This window comes from Spirochaetia bacterium, assembly GCA_022482625.1.
Classification (GTDB): domain Bacteria; phylum Spirochaetota; class Spirochaetia; order Sphaerochaetales; family Sphaerochaetaceae; genus Pleomorphochaeta.
This window is the reverse complement of the sequence record JAKVOU010000001.1, coordinates 1,499,226-1,519,482: the sequence shown is the minus strand read 5'-3', so window position 1 is coordinate 1,519,482 and position 20,257 is coordinate 1,499,226. Positions and strand designations below refer to the sequence as shown.

At 42.2% G+C, this 20,257-nt stretch carries 16 protein-coding genes and 1 tRNA gene; 12 read left to right on the top strand and 5 right to left on the bottom strand.

The features are described from left to right. Nucleotides 1-166: 166 nt before the first annotated feature. Nucleotides 167-1,138 (top strand): hypothetical protein, encoded by a 972-nt coding sequence (locus tag LKE40_06940; GenBank protein MCH3917184.1) that lies wholly within the window; start codon nucleotides 167-169, stop codon nucleotides 1,136-1,138. A gap of 66 nt (nucleotides 1,139-1,204) precedes the next feature. Here the strand turns inward: LKE40_06940 and LKE40_06935 are convergent. Beyond that, a tRNA-Arg gene (locus LKE40_06935) sits at nucleotides 1,205-1,278 on the bottom strand. A gap of 827 nt (nucleotides 1,279-2,105) precedes the next feature. Between LKE40_06935 and LKE40_06930 the strand changes: the two genes are divergently transcribed. Next, on the top strand, nucleotides 2,106-3,167 hold the full coding sequence (locus LKE40_06930; protein ID MCH3917183.1) for a hypothetical protein: 1,062 nt from the start codon (nucleotides 2,106-2,108) through the stop codon (nucleotides 3,165-3,167). A 180-nt stretch (nucleotides 3,168-3,347) separates the two neighbouring features. Here LKE40_06930 and LKE40_06925 read toward each other — a convergent pair whose 3' ends face one another. From LKE40_06925 to LKE40_06915, 3 genes are all read right to left on the bottom strand, one after another. Further along, nucleotides 3,348-4,607 carry a hypothetical protein gene (locus LKE40_06925; protein MCH3917182.1) on the bottom strand — a complete coding sequence of 420 codons (1,260 nt, stop codon included), beginning with the start codon at nucleotides 4,605-4,607 and terminating at the stop codon, nucleotides 3,348-3,350. 63 nt (nucleotides 4,608-4,670) lie between these two features. Continuing rightward, nucleotides 4,671-5,282, bottom strand: a complete 612-nt coding sequence (locus LKE40_06920; GenBank protein ID MCH3917181.1) for a Crp/Fnr family transcriptional regulator — start codon at nucleotides 5,280-5,282, stop codon at nucleotides 4,671-4,673. Between the two features lie 183 nt (nucleotides 5,283-5,465). Then, nucleotides 5,466-5,615, bottom strand: coding sequence for a hypothetical protein (locus LKE40_06915; protein ID MCH3917180.1), 150 nt, complete (start codon nucleotides 5,613-5,615; stop codon nucleotides 5,466-5,468). Between the two features lie 329 nt (nucleotides 5,616-5,944). Between LKE40_06915 and LKE40_06910 the strand changes: the two genes are divergently transcribed. Then, nucleotides 5,945-7,717, top strand: coding sequence for an amidohydrolase family protein (locus LKE40_06910; protein MCH3917179.1), 1,773 nt, complete (start codon nucleotides 5,945-5,947; stop codon nucleotides 7,715-7,717). A gap of 24 nt (nucleotides 7,718-7,741) precedes the next feature. Next, a complete protein-coding gene (locus tag LKE40_06905; GenBank protein ID MCH3917178.1) occupies nucleotides 7,742-9,067 on the top strand; it encodes an NCS2 family permease in 1,326 nt (441 codons plus the stop codon). A gap of 167 nt (nucleotides 9,068-9,234) precedes the next feature. Here the strand turns inward: LKE40_06905 and mgtE are convergent, their stop codons facing one another. Then, the gene (gene mgtE, locus LKE40_06900) at nucleotides 9,235-10,590 is read right to left on the bottom strand and encodes a magnesium transporter (GenBank protein MCH3917177.1); all 1,356 of its coding nucleotides are present in this window, start codon (nucleotides 10,588-10,590) and stop codon (nucleotides 9,235-9,237) included. A gap of 384 nt (nucleotides 10,591-10,974) precedes the next feature. Between mgtE and gtfA the strand changes: the two genes are divergently transcribed. The 8 genes from gtfA (at nucleotide 10,975) to LKE40_06860 (ending at nucleotide 20,250) form a co-directional block, all read left to right on the top strand. Further along, nucleotides 10,975-12,378 carry a sucrose phosphorylase gene (gtfA, locus tag LKE40_06895; protein ID MCH3917176.1) on the top strand — a complete coding sequence of 468 codons (1,404 nt, stop codon included), beginning with the start codon at nucleotides 10,975-10,977 and terminating at the stop codon, nucleotides 12,376-12,378. 407 nt (nucleotides 12,379-12,785) lie between these two features. Continuing rightward, a complete protein-coding gene (locus tag LKE40_06890) occupies nucleotides 12,786-13,760 on the top strand; it encodes a LacI family DNA-binding transcriptional regulator (GenBank protein MCH3917175.1) in 975 nt (324 codons plus the stop codon). 655 nt (nucleotides 13,761-14,415) lie between these two features. Next, nucleotides 14,416-15,609 (top strand): ABC transporter substrate-binding protein, encoded by a 1,194-nt coding sequence (locus tag LKE40_06885; GenBank protein ID MCH3917174.1) that lies wholly within the window; start codon nucleotides 14,416-14,418, stop codon nucleotides 15,607-15,609. A 103-nt stretch (nucleotides 15,610-15,712) separates the two neighbouring features. After that, a complete protein-coding gene (locus LKE40_06880) occupies nucleotides 15,713-16,654 on the top strand; it encodes a branched-chain amino acid ABC transporter permease (GenBank protein ID MCH3917173.1) in 942 nt (313 codons plus the stop codon). After that, nucleotides 16,654-17,571, top strand: a complete 918-nt coding sequence (locus LKE40_06875; GenBank protein MCH3917172.1) for a branched-chain amino acid ABC transporter permease — start codon at nucleotides 16,654-16,656, stop codon at nucleotides 17,569-17,571. Before LKE40_06880 ends, LKE40_06875 begins: the two co-directional genes overlap by 1 nt. Then, complete coding sequence (locus LKE40_06870; protein ID MCH3917171.1) at nucleotides 17,571-18,347, top strand: ABC transporter ATP-binding protein; 777 nt, start codon at nucleotides 17,571-17,573, stop codon at nucleotides 18,345-18,347. Before LKE40_06875 ends, LKE40_06870 begins: the two co-directional genes overlap by 1 nt. After that, nucleotides 18,347-19,081, top strand: a complete 735-nt coding sequence (locus tag LKE40_06865) for an ABC transporter ATP-binding protein (GenBank protein ID MCH3917170.1) — start codon at nucleotides 18,347-18,349, stop codon at nucleotides 19,079-19,081. Before LKE40_06870 ends, LKE40_06865 begins: the two co-directional genes overlap by 1 nt. A 167-nt stretch (nucleotides 19,082-19,248) precedes the next feature. Next, nucleotides 19,249-20,250, top strand: a complete 1,002-nt coding sequence (locus LKE40_06860) for a hypothetical protein (GenBank protein ID MCH3917169.1) — start codon at nucleotides 19,249-19,251, stop codon at nucleotides 20,248-20,250. Nucleotides 20,251-20,257 lie beyond the last annotated feature (7 nt).

The window sequence follows — 20,257 nt, the reverse complement described above, 5'->3', positions numbered from 1 at the left end:
TTCCTTTTGTGTCTTAGGATAACAACCTTCTGAAGCTTGGGCAAGACAGAATAGATTGGTCGATACCTGTAGGGATACTTGCTTTTTTTTTCTTTGCGGCAGTATCATTTTATCCGGAGGCCAGCAATGGTAGGCGAACGGGCAGAAGACATTGCCTTGCAATTATATGGAAAGATTGATTTTGAAAACTTCACGAATGCGGAGTTGCTGTGCCTTGCCTTTGGAGGCAGAAAAACATACTTTTCAGTCAATAACCGAACCCTCTTTTTTCCTTGAAGAAGATTATACTTTAAATCGCTATATCGAATATTGTCGTTTCCAAGAAACAGAAACTTCCGGAACCTTTGAGGGATCGAGTCGCCAGATGGAGCTGTTATGTGGCATGGATGCCCTGCAGGTCATATTTCCCTATTGTCGTGGCAACCTGATGCCTTGCAAGGGTAATTGGAGTGCTGTTGTTCCTGAATTCCATATGTACCGGAGAGGTGGGGTGGAGATTTTGCTTGGACCTACAGGAAACGAACCGACCAGAAAATTACTTGATGTTGCCTTGCAGGCAATAGAAGCTCTTGGGGGCATGTTGCCCCGTCAGTATCTGTTCAAGATGTGTGTTGAGCCTACAAGGCAGATACTTTGCTATGATGCGGATGCCGCAATGTTTTCCGCTATTGGGTTTCCCAAGTATGAAGAGACTCAGTATCCTGTGCTGGAACCTTTTGATGAATTTACTGGTTCAAAACTTCGGGAGCATAAGACTGCTGATGTCTTGATTTTTGATATTTATTTTATGAAGAAAGTCTATCGCGCTCCGATAGTACAGAACATACATGCAGATAGCATTGATTTGAGGCATGTGAATATCGTTTCAATTTGTTCTGTTTCACATAATAGCCTTCTGGACCTGCGGAGTGTCTGGGATTACCGTACACATCAGTCTGAAATGATTTCCCTGATCCATCGGGTATTCAGCAGGGATGGTATTCCTAGGGAAATATACGTAATGAACAACCTTTCATATCAGTATTTGACAAGATTGAGTACCCAACTTGGATTTTCCCTTTCATGCCAGGAACCTACCAGAGAGTACCTCCGACTTAGGGATGAATTTGAAAAAGAATGCATGGATATGATGAAATAAAAGGATTTGGTTTTATAAGGGCAATAAAAAACCTATGTCCTGATTACCCTCAGAAACATAGGCTGTTGCCCCGTGGGCGATTCGAACGCCCGACCCCTTCCTTAGGAGGGAAGTGCTCTATCCAGCTGAGCTAACAGAGCCGGAAAAAAATTCTTATTTCAGCTTGCCAACCTTATTAGGTTGGTTATACAACGACCGTATTTGTAGCCCATTTCAACGAAAGTGTCAACCTGGTTGAAAAGTGGGAAAGTATACCTATGTATAAACAAAAACAATTTTACATAGAGCCAAAGATGAGGCGCTATAGGGATAATATCTTTATGCAACTGCTCTTATACTGAAACTGTAAAGGTTTTTCTTGCCGCATAAATTCCCGTGGGCAATGTAGGGAAAACGTTCTTGTCTGTCGGTTGTCTTTCTTTGATATTTGCCTGTGATGTCTACAACGAAGCAAGTTGAAATCCTTTGTTACAACCAAAAATGAAAGTAATTGCTGACGAACACAACCCTTGGAAGTAAAAGTTGCTGTAACCTAAATTCAGTTGTAGTTTTTGTATGATTGCTTTACGATATATTACTGAATATTATTTACGAAATCTTATTTTATGCTTATAAAAAAAATATTTAATAAGTATTATTAATATATTTGATATAATAAATATAACTGGTATTTTATCTAAAATCTTTGATATATGAGTTTATATGCTCATATATACCAATGCTTAGTTTGGTTCCTTAATTCGAAAGTTAGGTGTGTTGCATATATATATTATATAGATATGTATATTTAATTATCTAAATAATCAAAAAAGTATAAGAATAATATAAATATTTTGATTACTGTTGTTTTTTTCTTGACCAAGTACCTAAAATTACGATTTACTTGCAACACATTGGACTTTTGCCTTCTCCTTTTCCCTTAAAAAAAGTCCAACAAGCTTACAAATAACATCTGAGGAAAAAAACTATGAAAAAGAAAGAAAGGAATCTGAAGGGCTGGATAGGACTGTCTATTGTCCTTGTGATGTGTGCCATGCTGTCAGTAACGGGTTGTTCACTTGATATGAATGGAAATTCTGCAACGGTATATGTAGTCGGAAGTCAATCTGTCAGTGGTTTCAAGGCTTGTCTGTGGACCAACGGAGAGAAGACGTTGCTCAGTGATGTTTCCTCTTCTGCAGACGCAATAGACGTGACGGATAGTGGAGATATGTATATAGCAGGTTCCCAATCCAATGGCACTGTTAAACAAGCCTGTTATTGGAAGAACGGGACTGTGACGGTTATCGGCAGCGATTCTGAGAAATCTTCATATTCAGAAGCAATTGATGTGACGGATGACGGGGATGTGTATATTGCAGGTTCCCAATACATTACCAATAGTTCCGATGATACTGTTCTTCAAGCTTGCTATTGGAAAAACGGAACCTTGACAGCTCTTGGCGATGCTTCCAACGATTCTGCAGCCAATGCAATCTTTGTTACCGCCAATGGTGACATCTATGTGGCTGGTTATCAGTACACAGGTTCTGTCTACCATGCCTGCTACTGGAAGAACGGTAAGGTGTCTACACTTGATGATAGTTCTTCTTATTCATATGCAGAATCAATCATCCTTGATGGCAGTGATGTATATGTGGTAGGTGAACTGGAAAACAGTGATGAGAAGAAACAGGCCTGTTACTGGCTCAATGGGAATGAAGTAGTTTTGGACACTGATTCTTATCGTTCTGGAGCAAAAGCGATTGTCCTTGGTGGTGATAATGTCTACATTGCTGGTTTTCAGCAACCTGCTGATTCCAATTATCATGCATGTTACTGGCTTAATGGGACAGAATATGTTCTTGATACTGACTCCTCTGATTCATTTGCCCAGGCAATTGCCCTTGATGGCGATGATGTCTATGTAGCTGGCCGAAAGGAAATCAGTAGTGATTTTGACCAAGCATACTATTGGCTCAATGGGAAGGAAGTTCTCATTGGCGATGATGGTGCAAAGTCTATTGCTTCTGGAATCGTCGTAAAGTAATTTTTCTGGGATTAGAGATATAAACGGTTTCTTTGATTTTGCTGGTATTTTCTGGGGTCCCTGTACAAATCATTCTGATTTGCAGGGGCTTTTACCTTTCTAGGTAATTTGGTTTTAAAATTGAAGATGCATTGGATGTTGCTGCTGATTTTCTTTCGTTTTAGCATACGGCTTTCCATATTATCCTGGCAGTTCACTATCAAGCAGGGAGAAAAATTGTCTGATGATTTGTTTGTCTTGTTCATTTCCATAGAGGTTGCAACTGAACGTCATGGTTCCTTTGAAGCTGCTCAGGGCAATTTGAAAATGTGGGCGGTACTTTATGGAACCGCATTCAAAGGCATCTATCAATGGAGTGTTTCCGAAAACCAGTTGACGATCATCTAAGATACCGATGTTTGTCATACAGATGTTTGGATTGTGCAAATTCCTTTTGATGATTTGATAGCTGATTTTCTTTGGAAAGATTTTGTCAATTACTGATAGTTTGACAAAACCGTTCACTCCCATATATTTCTTTTTCATTGCCGTCAGTTCTGAATTGATTTTCTCCAAAGTCTCTTCAAATGTTTCGTTTGTTTCGATTGTTGCATGGGTGATGATCGTAGAAGAGATATTGGAAAGGGATTGGTTTTTCAGCTGGGGTGCATATCTTCGCATATCAATCATGATGGGGATGAACAGTTTGCTCCCGTTTTTATGCAGCAGCTTTGACAAAGCACGGTAATAGGCTGTCAGTACGACATCGTTTACGGTCGCTCCGTGTCGTTTGCCAAGATTTATCAAGGCTTTTGTTCTTTTTTCAGATAACTTATGGGTTAGGATGAAAGGGGCTGTTGGTCCTGATGTGGCTAGAGGAAAAGTCACCTCACTTTTTTGGTTGCTTTCTTTTCCGTTGAACAAAAGAGATTTGATTTTTGTAGACAATCGTAATTTTGAGGTCACTGGTTTGAGGCTACGATTTTCAAAAGGTTGTATATTGGGGATAAAGTTTGGGTTTTTAATAAACTGCGTGTAGAATGAGGAAAGGACATAAAGTGAGCGTTTGAAGTCTGCACCGTCGCAGACCATGTGGTTCATGATGATGGAAAGACTGTCATTTCCTTTTTCCCGATATAGACATGCTTGTATCTGGGGACCGATGGTCTCATCTATCATTGATTCTGAAAATGATTCAAAAGTGTTTTGATCCTCTGTAATTCTGAAAAGATTTTTCAATAAGGAAACATCACAGGTCTGCCAATATGTACGGGAGCCTTTTTGTTGATAGGTACAGGCAAGAATAGGAAAGGCTTGAAGGAGCAGGTATAATGCCTGTTTTAGTAGCCTTTCATCCAGATGTCCTGAGAACTGTAATATACAATGTAACTGATGGTCGTTGAAGCCCGTTTCCTTAAACAGGTATTGGACTTTGTCAAAGAGTTCTGCAGCATATTTCATGGGAAAACACCTCTGTTCGTAATTTTCCTGAGTATGCCCTTTCTATTTGAAGAAATCATTGACTTAGATCAATGACTTTCTTTTTTTCCTTATTCTGCTTAGAGTTTCTGGTGTGATTCCAAGATAGGAGGCAAGATGAAACTGAGGTATCCTATTCACAAGGTCAGGAGACCTTTTCATAAAATGCAGATATCTGGTAAAAGCATCTTCTGAAAGTAACTCGGTTTCTCTATTTTCCTTTTCAATAAAAAGCAACTGAGAATATTTGGCTGTAATAACCATCCAGCAAACATGTTCCGTCGATAGGTTGATGTAATCATCAAGGCTGATGTAAATCAGTGTACTTGTTTCCATGGCTTGGAAGAAATACTTGGCTTTGGTATGAGTCAGAAAGGAACTGTAAGCAGAAAGGAGCTTACCTTCATCGCGGAATACCAGGTTTGTTTCAGATCCGGTTTCAGAAAGATAAAATACTCGGAAAAAACCTTTTGCTATGAATGCCAGCTTATCTGGTATATCTCCGGCTCGGATGAAATAAGTATCTTTCGTTACACTTAGAAAATGCAACTTAGGTAGAAGTTTCCGCCATTGTTCATCAGGGATCGGGCTGAAAGCGTTCAAGGTGACATGCATCCTTTCCAACATCGTTTTATGGTTGACTGGCTTTTCTTGCATGGCAATCTCCTTTGCTTACGATATTCCTGTCTGAGTTTTTCCTTGTCCCGAAGGGAGGAAATGCGGCTGGCATAGAGGTTCAAAAACGAAAGGGAAGTTTATTTTCCCTTATGGTAGAATCGTTCAATTCGTCCATTTATCTTTTATCCAGTATGACTTGTGTCCGTTTTTCTTTCAACAGGCCTAAAGCTCCAGGAATTCTTCAACAAGGGCCTTTGCCAATTCCTTTAAAGAGCCGATGATATTGATGGTTCTGTAGTTTGCCGGAATTACCGGGAGGTCTGTACAGGCAAACAGTATCGTGTCGACACCTGCTTTTGCTCTCTCTCTCAAGTACCATATATTTCTTGCCGATTTCTTTCGTAGCGTCCTTGCGTTTGATCATTATATGATTTCGTCAGTTTTATTAACAGATATGGCTCTCGAAGGGAATTCGTTGTCGGTCTCAAAACAGAGGTTGTAAGGCTAGCTATTAATTTTGATAATTATATGATTTTTGAACAATGAGATAGTCTAAAGATGTCTATTTTTGTTGAAAATCTGTTTAACATTGACATGAATGAAAATCTTTGGGTACACTTTTACATAAAAGCACGAAGATGTGTATTTATATACATATTTTCGTGCTTTTTAATTTTTTGTTTCAGAAAAAGGGAAAAAAGATGAGACAGATATACAAAAAGAATCGAACTCGACTTATCAAAGCTGCGCTAGGAAAGGAAAAATGTGATCTTACAATCGGTAATATTAAATTTTTCAATGTGTTTACGGGAGAAATTTATCCTGCAGAAGTTGATGTATTGGACGGGATTGTCGTTTGTGTCAGGGAAACTCCTGTGAAAAACGGCATGCCTTCTGATGTCTTTTTTGATGGAGAAGGTTGTTACCTTATCCCAGGATTCATCGATACCCACATGCATGTGGAAAGCACAATGATGATTCCTGAAAATTTAAGCAGGGCCATCGTTCCCTGGGGAACAACTACAGTCTGTACAGATCCACATGAAATCGGGAATGTCATGGGTAAAGAAGGCGTAAGATTCATGTTGGAAAATGCAAAAAAATCTCTGCTTCGCCAATATATCCTGGCTCCTTCCTGTGTTCCTTCTGTGCCTGATTTGGAGAGTTCCGGTGCTTGTTTTGGTGCTGATGAAATTGCAGAATTACTGGATACGGATGGCATAATAGGAATTGCGGAACTGATGGATTTCGTAGGTGTCTGCAATGACAGTTCTCGTATGCATGCCATTATAGATGAAGGTATCAAGCGCGGCGTATTCCTACAGGGACATGCACCTGGTGTGTCAGGTCGGGAATTGGCTGCATATTTACAGGGCGGCCCTGTAAGCGATCATGAAAGCCGGAGTGCAGCAGAAGTCAGTGAGAAACTTCGTAACGGCATGCATGTGAATCTTAGAGCCAGTTCTTTGGTAGATGACTTGACGGATCTGATAGGGGGCCTGAAGCATGACAGTTGGAATGATTTTGTTTCCATCTGTACTGATGATGTCCATGCAAAGGACTTGCTGACAAGCGGACATGTCAACAGGGTAGTCAGAAAAGCAATTCAGGCAGGGATGGACCCAAAGGAAGTAATCAAGTTCGCTACGCTCAATGCTGCAAGGGAATACCAATTCAATGATTTGGGAGCAATTGCGCCTGGTTATATAGCAGATATGCAGTTGGTAAGACAATTGGATGGCAATATGCCGTTTGCCGTATTTGTTTCTGGCAAGCTGGCTGCAAAGAATGGAGTATACCTAGGTTCCGATGTACAGGCAACGGGGCAGGCTTTTCCTAATACTGTCAATATTCCCCAGATACAGTCATCCCAGGATTTCCTTCTTAGGGTGCCAGAGGAAAAATGCAATGATGATTTTGTTTCTTTGCTGATAGTAGCCAGGGGAGAACGAAATGGCATACGTCAGTTTGAGGAAACAGTCCTTCCTTTGAAAGACAGATGTGTGAATATTTCTGATTATCCTGATTTCCAGTTTGTCTCTGTCATAAACCGGTATGGAACCGGTGGCAAAACCATTGCTGTTTTTCGGGATTTTGGTATTACGGAAGGTGCGTTTGCCAGTACGATTTCCCATGATTGCCATAATCTGACTGTTGTGTACCGGGATCCTGAATGTGCCTATGTCGCCGCAAAAGAACTTGAAAAATGTGGAGGTGGCATTTGTGTCGTCGATGCAAATCATAATATAGCTCTTTTACCTTTGCCTGTAGCAGGCTTGATGTCTTTCAAACCATGCAGGGAAATTGCTTTGTTGATAGAAAAGGAACAGCAAGCACTTGATGCAATATGCAACAAGAAACTTTCCTTGCTTGCAGCTGCCATAATCTCGCTTGCTGCTGTTCCTGGTGCTGTCATTACTGACAAAGGGCTTGTGGATGGTTTGTCACAGAGAATTATTTCTCAGTTTTGCTAATTTTTTAAGTTTCGGAGGATGGGTATGAAAACGGATTTCTTTGAGTTGAAGAAGCATAACACGGATGTAAGGACGGAGGTCATTGCTGGGCTGACGACTTTCATGACTATGGCGTATGTTTTGGCAGTACAGCCAAGCGCCATCGTAGGGTTCGGCCCGGCAAGTTCACTTGTCGATGTCAATGGATTTATCATCAGTAAATCTGCAATTCTCATTATGTGTGCATTGATAAGCGGGCTTATTACATTGTTTATGGCATTGTATGCCAATTTGCCCTTTGCACTTTCTACAGGTATGGGCTCGAATTTTCTGTTGGGAGCCTTGCTCCAGTCCGGAGATATGTCATTTGGGACGATTATGTCCATTACGCTCGTTTCAGGTATCATATTTGTCCTTTTGACTGTATTTGGTATCAGAGACCTGATAGTCCGGATGATACCAAGGAATATCAAAGTGGCAATTTCAGCATCCATCGGGTTTTTTATTGCCTATTTGGGTTTCAAGGATACTGGTATCGCCAATTTTACCAATGGTATTTCCATGGGTAATTTTTCTGACCCCAAGGTCTTGTTGGCCATAGGTGGCCTTGCCGTCATTTCCATTCTGACTGCCTATAAGGTCAAGGGTGCCATCCTTCTGGGAATTTTAGTGGTTACTATTGCCGGTATTCCACTTGGCATTACCGTTTTGCCGGAACATCCGTTTGCAATTCCCAGTGCTGCAGATCTGAGTAATGTCTGTTTCAATTTTGATTGGAAGAATTTCTTTACCGCAGGGACAGCCGTGTGGGTTTTCATAGCGTTTTTCGGAGATTTCTTTTCGACGTTGGGAACCGTGCTTGGTGTTGCTGGAAAAGCAGGGATGCTGAATGAGAACGGGGATCTTCCTGATATTCAGAAACCGTTTCTTGTCGATGCCATCGGTACCTGCGTAGGTGCTATGACCGGCTGTACGACGATTACGACTTATGTTGAATCTTCTTCAGGAGTCGAAGCTGGGGGCCGTACCGGATTGACAGCCTTGGTTACCGGATTGTTGTTCCTTGTCACGATTTTTGCTGCTCCTCTGTTCGTTATTATTCCTGATGCTGCTACGGGACCTGCACTTATCTTTGTCGGATTCCTGATGATCAGTGGATTCTCTCAGATTGATTTCTCTGATTTCTCCAATGCATTTGGTCCTTTCATCATGATTATTTTCGGAGCTTATACAGCAAATATTGCTGTCGGTATTGCATCAGGTATTCTTGCCCATGTGCTGATCAAAGTGGCTACTGGTAAATTCAGGGAAATACATCCTGGATTGTATGTCCTTTGCATTCCTTTGGTTTGCTATTTCATTTATGGTTGAATAAGTGGCATCATTTGCCGTAGGAGGCTGGGAATTCCTTTGTAAGGAATTCCCAGTCATATCATTGAGGACAAGAGGAGTATATATGTTCGACTAGGAAAAGTTCCTGTTGTTTGTCATCGTTGTTGCAATAACACTTGGGCTACATATACTTCTGCCAATGTCCACTATATATGCAGTAATGTCTTTGCTATGGAAAAATAAATGATGAGGCTCATGGCATCGACGATTGTCGTAATAAGTGGCGCAGCCATGATGGCCGGGTCCGTGTGGATTTTCTGTGCAATGAGAGGAAGCATGCAACCTATGAGCTTTGCAAGCATCACCGTACAGACCATGGCAAAGGAAACTGTCAGAGCTACCAAGATATTTACTGATTTGTAGGTGAGAATAATCCGTAGAAAATTTACAGAAGAAAGAATCAGTCCTACGACGATGCTTACTCTCAGTTCTTTCCATACGATTGCCAACCAATCTTTTGGTTCCAGCTCTTGGGTTGCCAGTCCGCGGATGATCAGCGTACTGGATTGGCTGCCGGCATTGCCTCCGGTGTCTGTAAGCATGGGGATAAATGTTACGAGTATGGGCAATGCAACGAACGCATCTTCAAACCGGCCGAGAATAGAACCGGTGATCATGCCGTTGACCATAAGTGCGAGCAACCATACGATTCTATGCCGGGCATGTTCCATGACTCCTGTGCTGAGGTATGGACGTTCAGAAGGAGCAAGGGCTGCCATCTTTTCCATATCTTCGGTAGCTTCATCTTCCATGACATCCACTGCATCATCAACGGTGACGATACCGACCAGCCTATTCTCAGTATCGACTACGGGAAGGCTGAGAAAATTGTATTTGTTGAACAGCTGGGCTGCAAGTTCCTGGTCATCGGTAGTATGGATGCTGATGACATCCTTTTCCATGATATCTGCGACAAGTGTTTCATTGGAAGAGAAAAGGAGGTCCTTGATGGTTGCAATTCCTTCCAGCCGATGCTTGCTGTCCGTAACATAACACGTGTAAATGGTTTCCTTGTCTTTGCCTATTGCCCTGATTCGTTCAATTGCTTCTTGCACCGTCAACTCTTTCTTAAGGTCGACGAACTCGCTGGTCATGATTGAACCTACGCTATCCTCAGGATAGTGTAGGTACCTGTTGATGAGCATCCGTGTTTCCGGTGATGCGTGTTGTAGGATACGTCTTACGATATTGGCAGGCAATTCATCGATCATATCTACTGCATCATCGACTGACAGTTCTCCTATGATAGCTGAAAGCTGATGGTCATCCAAAGACGTAATCAAAGCCTGTTGGCTCTTGACTGGCAGATTTGCGAATACGTCTGCAGCGACTTCCTTTTCAAGCAAGCCGTAGACAATCATTGCCTGCGGAGTCTGGAGTTCTTCCATGAAATCTGCGACATCGACTTCGTTCAGATGAGTAAGTTTTTCTCTTAGCTCTGCATACTTTCCGGCTTTGACAAGCCCGAGCAAAGCTTCTTTGTCAAATTTGTAATCTTGCATGGCTACACCTCAAAATTTTGTTGGTTTGAAAAGGTGAAGCCGAATCATTGCATCAGACGGTACATATCCTTGCACACGAGTGGTGATCCTGATTCTGGCTTCTACTACCGTTAGGGTTGTCCATTGAGGGCCTCCTTGTGTGTAATCAGACATTCCCATGCGGGAACGCGACACTCTCCTTATAGCATCCTCCGGTATTCAATGCAACTGGATAATGTAAAAAATATATGTAGTTTTTTCACTGAAAAATGATTTTGGATATTTTAGAATTTGATGGTTTGTCCTGTATTGGCTTATAGCTACTGTTTCTACAGGTAAATTATAACAAACGTTTGACATAATGAAATATGGAACATATACTGGTTCGGAAGGAAATCTTGAGGCATGGATAAAAATAGGATTATTTTAATAACATATGCTGATTCACTGGGGAATAATATCCAGGACCTGCATAGGAATCTGAATACATATTTCAGAAAGGCTGTTGGGGGAGTCCATATTCTTCCCTTTTTCCCTTCTTCCGGTGACCATGGGTTTGCTCCGACAACCTATACGGAAGTCGATGCACAATTCGGAGACTGGAAGGATGTTGAAGAATTATCTGCCGACTATCTGCTTATGGCTGATTACATGATCAATCATATTTCAGCAAAAAGCCGATATTTTATGGATTTTATCCAGAAAGGAGATGCCTCTCCTTATAACGATCTGTTCATTGATTTCGATCATATTTGGGGAAAAACACCTACTTCTGCCCAGATTGCAAAGATTTACAAGAGGAAACCGAAAGCGCCATATCGGCAAGTAACACTGCAGGATGGGAGTAGCCGGAATGTGTGGTGTACGTTCAGCGATGAACAGATAGATTTGAATTTGGAAACTGAAACAGGTAAGGAATTCCTAAAGGAAAATCTGATACGCCTGGCTTCCCATGGGGTAAGGATAATGAGGCTTGATGCCTTTGCCTATGCAATCAAGAAAGCTGATACTTCTTGTTTTTTCATTGAGCCTGAAATCTGGCAATTGCTTGAGATGTGCAGGCAGATAGTTTTGCCATATGGTGCTACGATAATGCCAGAGGTACATGAACACTATTCCATGCAATTGAAAATAGCTCAGAAAGGCTATGCTGTATATGATTTTGCACTTCCGATGCTGTTGCTGCATGCCATTTATTTTGGTCAGGCTGCCAATTTGTATCATTGGTTTTCCATTTGCCCAAGGAACCAGTACACAACGCTTGATACCCATGATGGAATCGGTGTCGTAGATGTATATGGATTGCTTTCCGATGAGGAAATTGAAGCAACGAAGAACCATCTTTTTTCTTATGGTGCAAATGTAAAACGTGTATATAACACTGAGGCTTACAACAACTTGGATATCTACCAGATCAACTGTACCTATTATTCTGCTCTTGGTAATGACGACCAGTCGTATCTGCTTGCCCGTGCTGTCCAGTTTTTTGCTCCAGGAACTCCGCAAGTGTATTATGTCGGTATGCTTGCAGGAAAAAATGATCTACGTCTCTTGGAGGAGACAAAAGAAGGAAGAAACATTAACAGGCATGCTTATTCCAATGAAGAAGTTGCAGATCAAGTACATTGCCCTGTAGTACAGAAATTGATTTCATTGATGGAACTGAGGAATGAACATCCTGCGTTTGATGGGGAATTCTCTCAGGAGATTATTTCTCCCTCACAATTGAAATTGATGTGGAAGAATGGCAATGATTGCATTTCATTGACAGCTGATTTCAAGAATTTGACCTATGAAATAGAATATTAGAGTGAGATGTACAAAAGAAAACATGCCTTGTTTTTGGGGAAAAATATGTTAAACGTTTGATATTAAAAGCTATACATATTTTCTGTTATCATTTTTCTTTTTGCTAGGTAAGCTTAATGTCGCATTAATGAAGGGAGGATTTTGTTTCCGATAATCGGAAAATGTATGGCTACATGAAATTTTCTTGATTGAAAGCAAGAGGATACTTGCAGAAGTTCAGGATACGATCCATATTTTTAGAGAAGGGGAACAACTTTGCTGTCAATGATAATCCTATAGTTTTTTTCTTTCTTTTATATTGGGCATATGTACCAAATCATGGATTTGAATGGTGTTTTAAAAAATGATTATGCCTTTTTGTAAGAAGATCAGCACTTTTGGCAATTGATAAAAAGGAGCAGACTGTTTTGGCTACAATCAAAGATGTTGCGGAGCATGCAGGAATTACCGTTACCACTGTTTCTCGAGTGTTGAACAACCGGGGATATATCAGTGACAAGACCCGGCAGAAAGTCTATCAGGTGATGAAGGAATTGGATTACCAACCTAATGCCATAGCAAGGGCTTTGGTACAGAAAAATACCCATATCATCGGGGTAATTGTTCCAGCTTTGCTACATCCGTTTTTTTCTGCTTGCCTGAATTACTTTGAAAAATATGCTTCTGCACAGCATTACAAGCTTATGGTATGTAATTCTCTCCATGATGTGCATAAAGAACAGGAATATATTGAAATGCTGAAATCCAACAAAGTTTCAGGTATGATTCTTTGCACAAGGACCGGTGGCATTGACAAGCATCTGGGTACGCTTCCTGTGGTGACTTTGGAACGGGCTGTTTCAGATAAGATTCCCGCAATACTTTGTGACAATTACCAAGGAGGGAAAATGGCTACGGAGGAACTCCTTTCAAAAGGATGCCTTCATGTAGCAATTATCAGCGGAAGCAAGCATGTGAATTTACCTGCAGATGACAGGACCCGGGCTTTTATTGATAGCTGTATGGAAAGAGGTATTGAACCTTTGCTATATCAGACTGAAGAGGAACAGTTCAATGACTTGGAATACCATGACTTGATTGCCCAGATGTTCAGGGAACATCCTGAACTTGACGGTATCTTCGCAACAAGCGATGTAATTGCTGCCCAGGTATTGCAATACTGTCTGAAGTATGGTAAACAGGTTCCCCAACAACTGAAATTGGTTGGTTTTGATGACGTGGAGATTGCACAGCTGACCTATCCTACCTTGACGACTGTCCACCAGCCTATTGACCAGATGTGTAGACAGGCTGTAGAAATCCTCATCGGAAAAATTCAGGGTGAAACAGTACCGATCAAGACCGTCATGCCTGTCTGGCTTGTGAAACGGTCCACAACCTAAGTCTTTTTACAAATTGCGGGAAGGTGCGGGCCTTTCCTATATAATAATGAAAAATTTCGATATTTTTCTCAGTCGGATTCTGTTGCTAATCTGTAATTCCATGGTTACTGAAACAGGAAACCATAGCTATAGATTCAGATATTTTATCAGACCCTTGGGTAAGCGGAGCTATTTTTCAATGTAAATTATTTTTTTCTTTATATATTTGTGTTAGATATTGTTTTGGAAAAGATTTTCTGTTCGATATTGATTCAAATTGAAACATATTGTCAGATAATTGTTCTCTGGATAACAATACTTATAAAGTAAATTCTGTAACATTTTTGATGTAACAAGTAACCAAAATTACCTTAAAAGATACAAATTAAGGTAAAAATGACTAGTAACTAAAGCATTGTGTATCACTGTTTTGCCATACATTCAAAAAAATTGGAAAATAATTGAATATTAATACGAGATATTGTATAAATAGACAGACTGAACCGAAGTTGTTCTGTTATCATACGTTTTTTCACGGATTTATGATACAGTGGGAGCCTTTTTTGGGTTGTATCGGATTCGTAGAATCGCATCTTTAGGGTTTCGGAGAATCCCTGATTACTTTCACAGGAGGAAGGCAGTCTGCTTGTCTTAGATAAGTTTCTCTGCCGAAATAATGATGAAAAAAATCTTATCCTTGATGGCGGTTGCTGCTGTTTCAGCCATGGCACTTTTTGCCAATGGCAACAGTGAGCAGGTTTCCAGTTATAAATTAGGTTTTATCGGTCCTCTTACCGGTGACTATGCAAACTATGGTGTGCTGTGCAACAACGCTGTACAGCTTGCTGCTGAAAAATTCAATGCAGCCGGTGGCATCAATGGTGTTCCGGTTGAAATTATCGCTGAAGACAGTGAAGGAAATAATGAGAAAGCCCTTTCTGCAATTGAGAAACTCAGTTCTTCCGATAAGATACTTGGTTTGCTTGGACCTGTATTTACTGGTTCTACTTTTGCAGTCGGTGAACGTTGCCAGAATGAACAGATTGTGCTTATTACTCCCAGTGCTACGCATGCAGATATTACCAAGATCGGTGACTATATCTTCCGTACGGTAGTTTCCGATGGCTTGCAGGGAGAAGTTGCCGGTTACTATTTCCATGATTATCTCGGATATAAGAAACTGGCCGTACTGTATGCCAAGAATGATTACTCGCAGGGGCTTTACAAAAGCATGAGTGCCACATTCGAAAAACTTGGTGGAGAAATCATTGCTGCTGAATCCTGTCAGGTGGGCGATAAGGATTTCAAGACCCAGCTGACGAAGATCAAGGCAAAGAATCCTGATGCCATCTATATTCCGGACTATACTGTAGAAATGGCCCAGATCCTTGAACAGGCCTCACAGCTTGGCATCACAGCTCCTTTCCTTTCCTGCGACGGCTTCTCAAATCCTGAGATATATAACCTTGCCGGTAACTTTACTGATGGCGTCATCTATGTCGGACCTGCAAAGGTCGAGGCCAGCGATGCCTATACCAAATTTGTCGAAGAATACAATGCAAAATACAATGTAAAGCCTGATTCATTTGCCACCAATGCCTATGATGCGGCAAATATCATGATGGAAGCTCTTAAGGATTGTGTTGCTGATGCTTCTTTTGCTAAGGATTCGCTTGCAAAAAAACGCATCGCCCTGCGCGATGGTGTTGCTGCTACCAAGGATTTCCTTGGTGTTTCTGGTACCGTCAACTTTGCATCGAACGGTGATTTGGTTGCCTACCAAGGTATCTACAAGGTCAATGGTACGACTCCCGAATATTTGGGAGCTTACTCAGTACAGGACGGAAAGCTCGTAAAAGTCAGTGAATAACTTGGCTTTTCCGGTAGGGGGCCGGCTAAAGCCGGTCCCCGATGCATTTCTTCAGGCTTAGCCGTGCCGTATAAACGGCTAATGACATTTTTCCTGATACAGGATGATAATAAGGAGTCCCATAGTGGTTTCTTTGTCTGAGTTTTTCCAACATTTGATGAATGGACTGACTTTGGGCGGTATCTATGCCCTGATTGCCCTCGGGTATACTATGGTGTATGGTATTCTGAAATTCATCAATTTCGCCCATGGTGATATCATGATGGTAGGGGCCTATATAGGTCTTTTTACTTTTACTTTCCTTAGGGGAAATGCTCCGCTTGGTGCATGGACTTTCATAGCTTTTCTTCTTGCTATGATTGTATCGATGGTTGCAACGGGGATTCTTGGCATGATTGTGGAAAAGGTCGCCTATCGACCTTTGAGACGTGCTTCCCGGCTTGCTCCCTTGCTTTCTGCAATCGGTGTTTCCTTCATCCTTTCGAACAGTGCTGCTTGGCTGTGGGGTACCCAAAGCAGAAAGTTGGATTATCCGTTCAACAATGCACCGTATAACATCAAAGGGGTAGTCATTACTCCCCACCAGATCATGATTCTTGTCATGTCCCTGACTGTGATGATCTGTCTGAAACTTTTTGTAGACAACAGCCGGAGCGGTAAGGCAATGCGAGCGACAAGCCTTGACCAGGATACCGCACGTCTGATGGGTATCAATGTCGACAAAGTCATCGGCATGACCTTTGCCATTGGTTCTGCATTGGCTGCCTGTGGCGGTATGCTGATAGCCCTTGACTACAAATGCTATCCCTCCATGGGCATGATGCTTGGTCTCAAGGCCTTTGTCGCTGCTGTTGTCGGAGGAATCGGAAATATCGGAGGTGCAATGCTCGGTGGTATTCTTCTGGGCGTGCTGGAAACCTTCGGTGTCGCTGTCTTCGGTATTCCGGAGGCTATGAAGGATACCATTTCCTTTGTAATCCTCATCATTGTACTGCTGGTCAAACCGGAAGGTTTGCTTGGCAAAGCTACAAGGGAGAAAGTCTGATGCTGAATTTCTTTCTGTTGATTATCATTTACAGTGGTATATATTCACTTATGGCAATGGGGCAGAACCTTATCACCGGATATGGCGGTATGCTCAGTCTCTGCCAGGCTGGATTTTATGCCATCGGTGCTTATACGACAGCTATCCTTACTACCCAGCTTGGGTGGTCATTCTGGGCGACCTTGCCTGCTGCTGCGCTTTTAGCGGCAGTTTTTGGTATTTTGATAGGATTGCCTACACTCAGGCTGAAAGGCGATTACCTTGCAATTGCCACTTTGGGATTTGGGGAAATAGTCAGGAACGTATTGAACAACTGGGATAAGTTGACTGGAGGCCCCATGGGCATCCAACGGATTCCTATGCCGAAAATCTTCGGTTTCACTATCAATCCTTATCATAAGATAGCATTCCTTATCATGGTTATCATCATGGTTGCGGTTGCTTACTTTCTTTTTGAGCGGCTTGGCCGGTCACGTATGGGACGTGCTCTTGAAGCTATCCAGGAAGATGAGATTGCAGCCAGGTCTGCCGGTATCAATGTAACGAAATACTCTGTGTGGGCATTTGCAATAGGTGCTTCCGTAGCGGGAATCGCAGGAAGCCTGCAGGCAGCCTTTTCCTTGTCGGTTTCCCCTGGTTCCTATACGTTCATGGTTTCCATCATGGTCTTGTGCATGGTGGTTCTCGGAGGAATGGGAAATTTCAAGGCTTCCATCATAGGTGCCTTTATCATCCAGTTCATAAGTTATTTTCCGCAGCTTACTGGTCTGTCTTCAGTTATCCCACCGCAGTTCAAGCAGGTTATGTTTGGATTGATTCTGGTGATCATGATGATATGGCGTCCCCAAGGACTGCTTGGCCGAGATGTATCAAAGATCGGCAGTGTGCGCAAGGATTCTGTACAGGAGGCTGATTGATGGATTTGCTTGAAACCAAATGTCTCACCAAAGCTTTCGGAGGAGTAGTTGCGGTCAATGAAGTCGATTTTGTTGCACGCAAGGGACTGATTACCGGTTTGATTGGACCCAACGGAGCTGGCAAGACAACACTTTTCAATAATATGACTGGATTGGATGTACCGACTTCGGGAACAGTTTTTTTTAACGGAAAAGACATTACCGGCCTGCCTGCACATAAGATCTGCAGGCTTGGTATAGCTCGTACATTCCAGAATATCCGATTGTTCAAGGACATGACCGTTTTGGAGAATGTTTTGGTCGGGAGGCATTTCAGAACAGGAACAGACCCTCATACCGGACGTCTTATGAATATTTTCAGAAGCTATTTCCGTTTGGAAAAAGAGCAGGACCAGATGGTTGAGACTGCAATGCGTTATTTGAAGTTCTTCGGCATGGAAACAATAGCGGACGAATTGGCTAAGAATCTGCCGTATGGGCATCAACGGGAACTTGAAATTGCCAGGGCTATGGCCAGTGAGCCCCAGATTATCTTTTTGGATGAACCTGCTGCGGGTATGAATCCTCAGGAAACTGAGCATCTGATGGAAACTATCAGAAGAATTCGGGATATGGGTATTACCGTCGTGTTGATTGAACATGATATGCGATTGGTCATGAATATCTGTGACAATATAACCGTGCTGAATTATGGACAGAAAATAGCCCAGGGAACTCCTGTTGATATCAAGAATGACCCGAAAGTCATTGAGGCTTATCTGGGAAAGGAGGAGTGATGAGTGATCTTTTGACTATTGAAGGTATCGGTGTCTCATATGGCAATATCAAAGCTCTCTCCAGTGTTTCCATGCATGTTGCAAAAGGTGATATAGTTTCACTTATAGGAGCCAATGGGGCAGGTAAATCCACATTGCTGAAAGCAATCGTCGGCTTGGAACCATTAGGGGACGGTACTATAACCTATGATGGACAGGTCATCTGTTCCCAGCATAGGAAAACCAGCTTGCCTACTGAACTTATTGCAGGCAAGGGTATATCTTTGGTTCCTGAAGGGCGTCGGGTATTTACGGAAATGACAGTTGAGGAAAACCTTGATATGGGAGCTTTCCTGATCCGTGATGACAAGCAGATACGTGAGAAAAAGGAAGAAATGTTTGACTTTTTCCCAATCCTTGGCGAACGTCGCAAACAGAAGACCCAGTCCTTGAGCGGGGGTGAACAGCAGATGATGGCAATAGCGAGGGCAATGATGAGTTCTCCTCGGTTGCTCCTGCTTGATGAACCAGGACTTGGACTTGCTCCTCTTATCATCCAGGATATATTTGAAAAGATAAGGTATATCAACGAGACAGAAAAGGTCACGATATTCTTGGTCGAACAGAATGCTAAGATTGCACTCAAGGCGTCAACAAGCGGTTATGTCATGGAAAACGGAAGGATAGTCCTTGAAGGACCTTCCCAGGAACTGCTTGATAACAAAACGGTCCAGCAGGCATATCTGGGTGGCTGATGACTATTGTTGTCGTATCTGGATGTATTTCCCCTGTCCTGTCGGATAGGGGTTTTTGTTTTTCTTTTGGATTTTCGATGATCCATTGCCTTTATGTTTTTCATAGAAAGTATTTTGTGGTATGATATAGCTGATATGTAACATTTGTCAGAATGAAGGAGACGGGTATGGACGAAGCAATATCGCGGTTACGGGAGAAGATGTCTTCCTTCTTTGGTGTAGGTACTGAGGCTTTTGTAGCGTTGGAAGATGGCTTCTTTTGGCTGGTGAACGGTGTTGCCCAGAAGCTTGTGGTGAAAGAATTCTCTGCTGATTCGGATACTGCACTCCTGCAGATATATGTGCAGACTGATTTTGCCGTTGGTTTCTCAGTCACCAAGGAAAATTTGGCAGTATTGGATACCCTGAATAAAAAAGCCGTTTTCTTCAGTTTTGTCTACGGTGGAAGGGAAAGAGTCCTTGCAGCAACGAGATTTGTGGCATCCGAAGTACCGGAGGACATGATACTGATGCATGTTGTCTATGCTGCAGCCCTTCAGATTGCCGGATGCGGTGAAGGTATACAGACCTTGATCGAACATTGCCATGCTTCAGCACCGGCTTATGATTCCCAGATGTTACAGATGTGTCCTGGAACAGAAGTCGTGTATAGGAATTTTCTTCTTCATTCGATTTATCAAGCCTATCTGTGGAAACAGGGATTGCTTAGGAAAATGCCTAAGAAACTGGGTACGGTTTTTCCTGTTGTCCATGCCGCTTGGAAAAAAGACAAGCTTTCGGTAGAATTTCCTTTCGGAGATGATACTTCTCTTTTGGAAATGAAATTGAATCCAGAAGCTTCCGGTGGCGAAAGCTTGGACTGTCGGCTGTTTTTCCCTTGTACGAAAGACGTGCTGACATCTGTTGCACGGCTGAATGCCGAGGCTTTGTTTGTCCCGTCGGCAAACAACGCAATAGGGGTATTCATGACTGCAGAAGAGGAAAATCTGATTGTCTATAGGGCTGTCTTTCCTCCTGCGCTCTCAAAAAAACCTGGGTTGGAAAAAGCTTTTTCGTTTATGAAAGATGTTGCAGGGACTATGCAGTTGCAGATTTTTGGAACTGATTGGACTGTCCAACAGCATGAAGCCTTGGTCCAGTACAATGTCCAACAGCGTTTGCCGCTTTGAGTGGGAG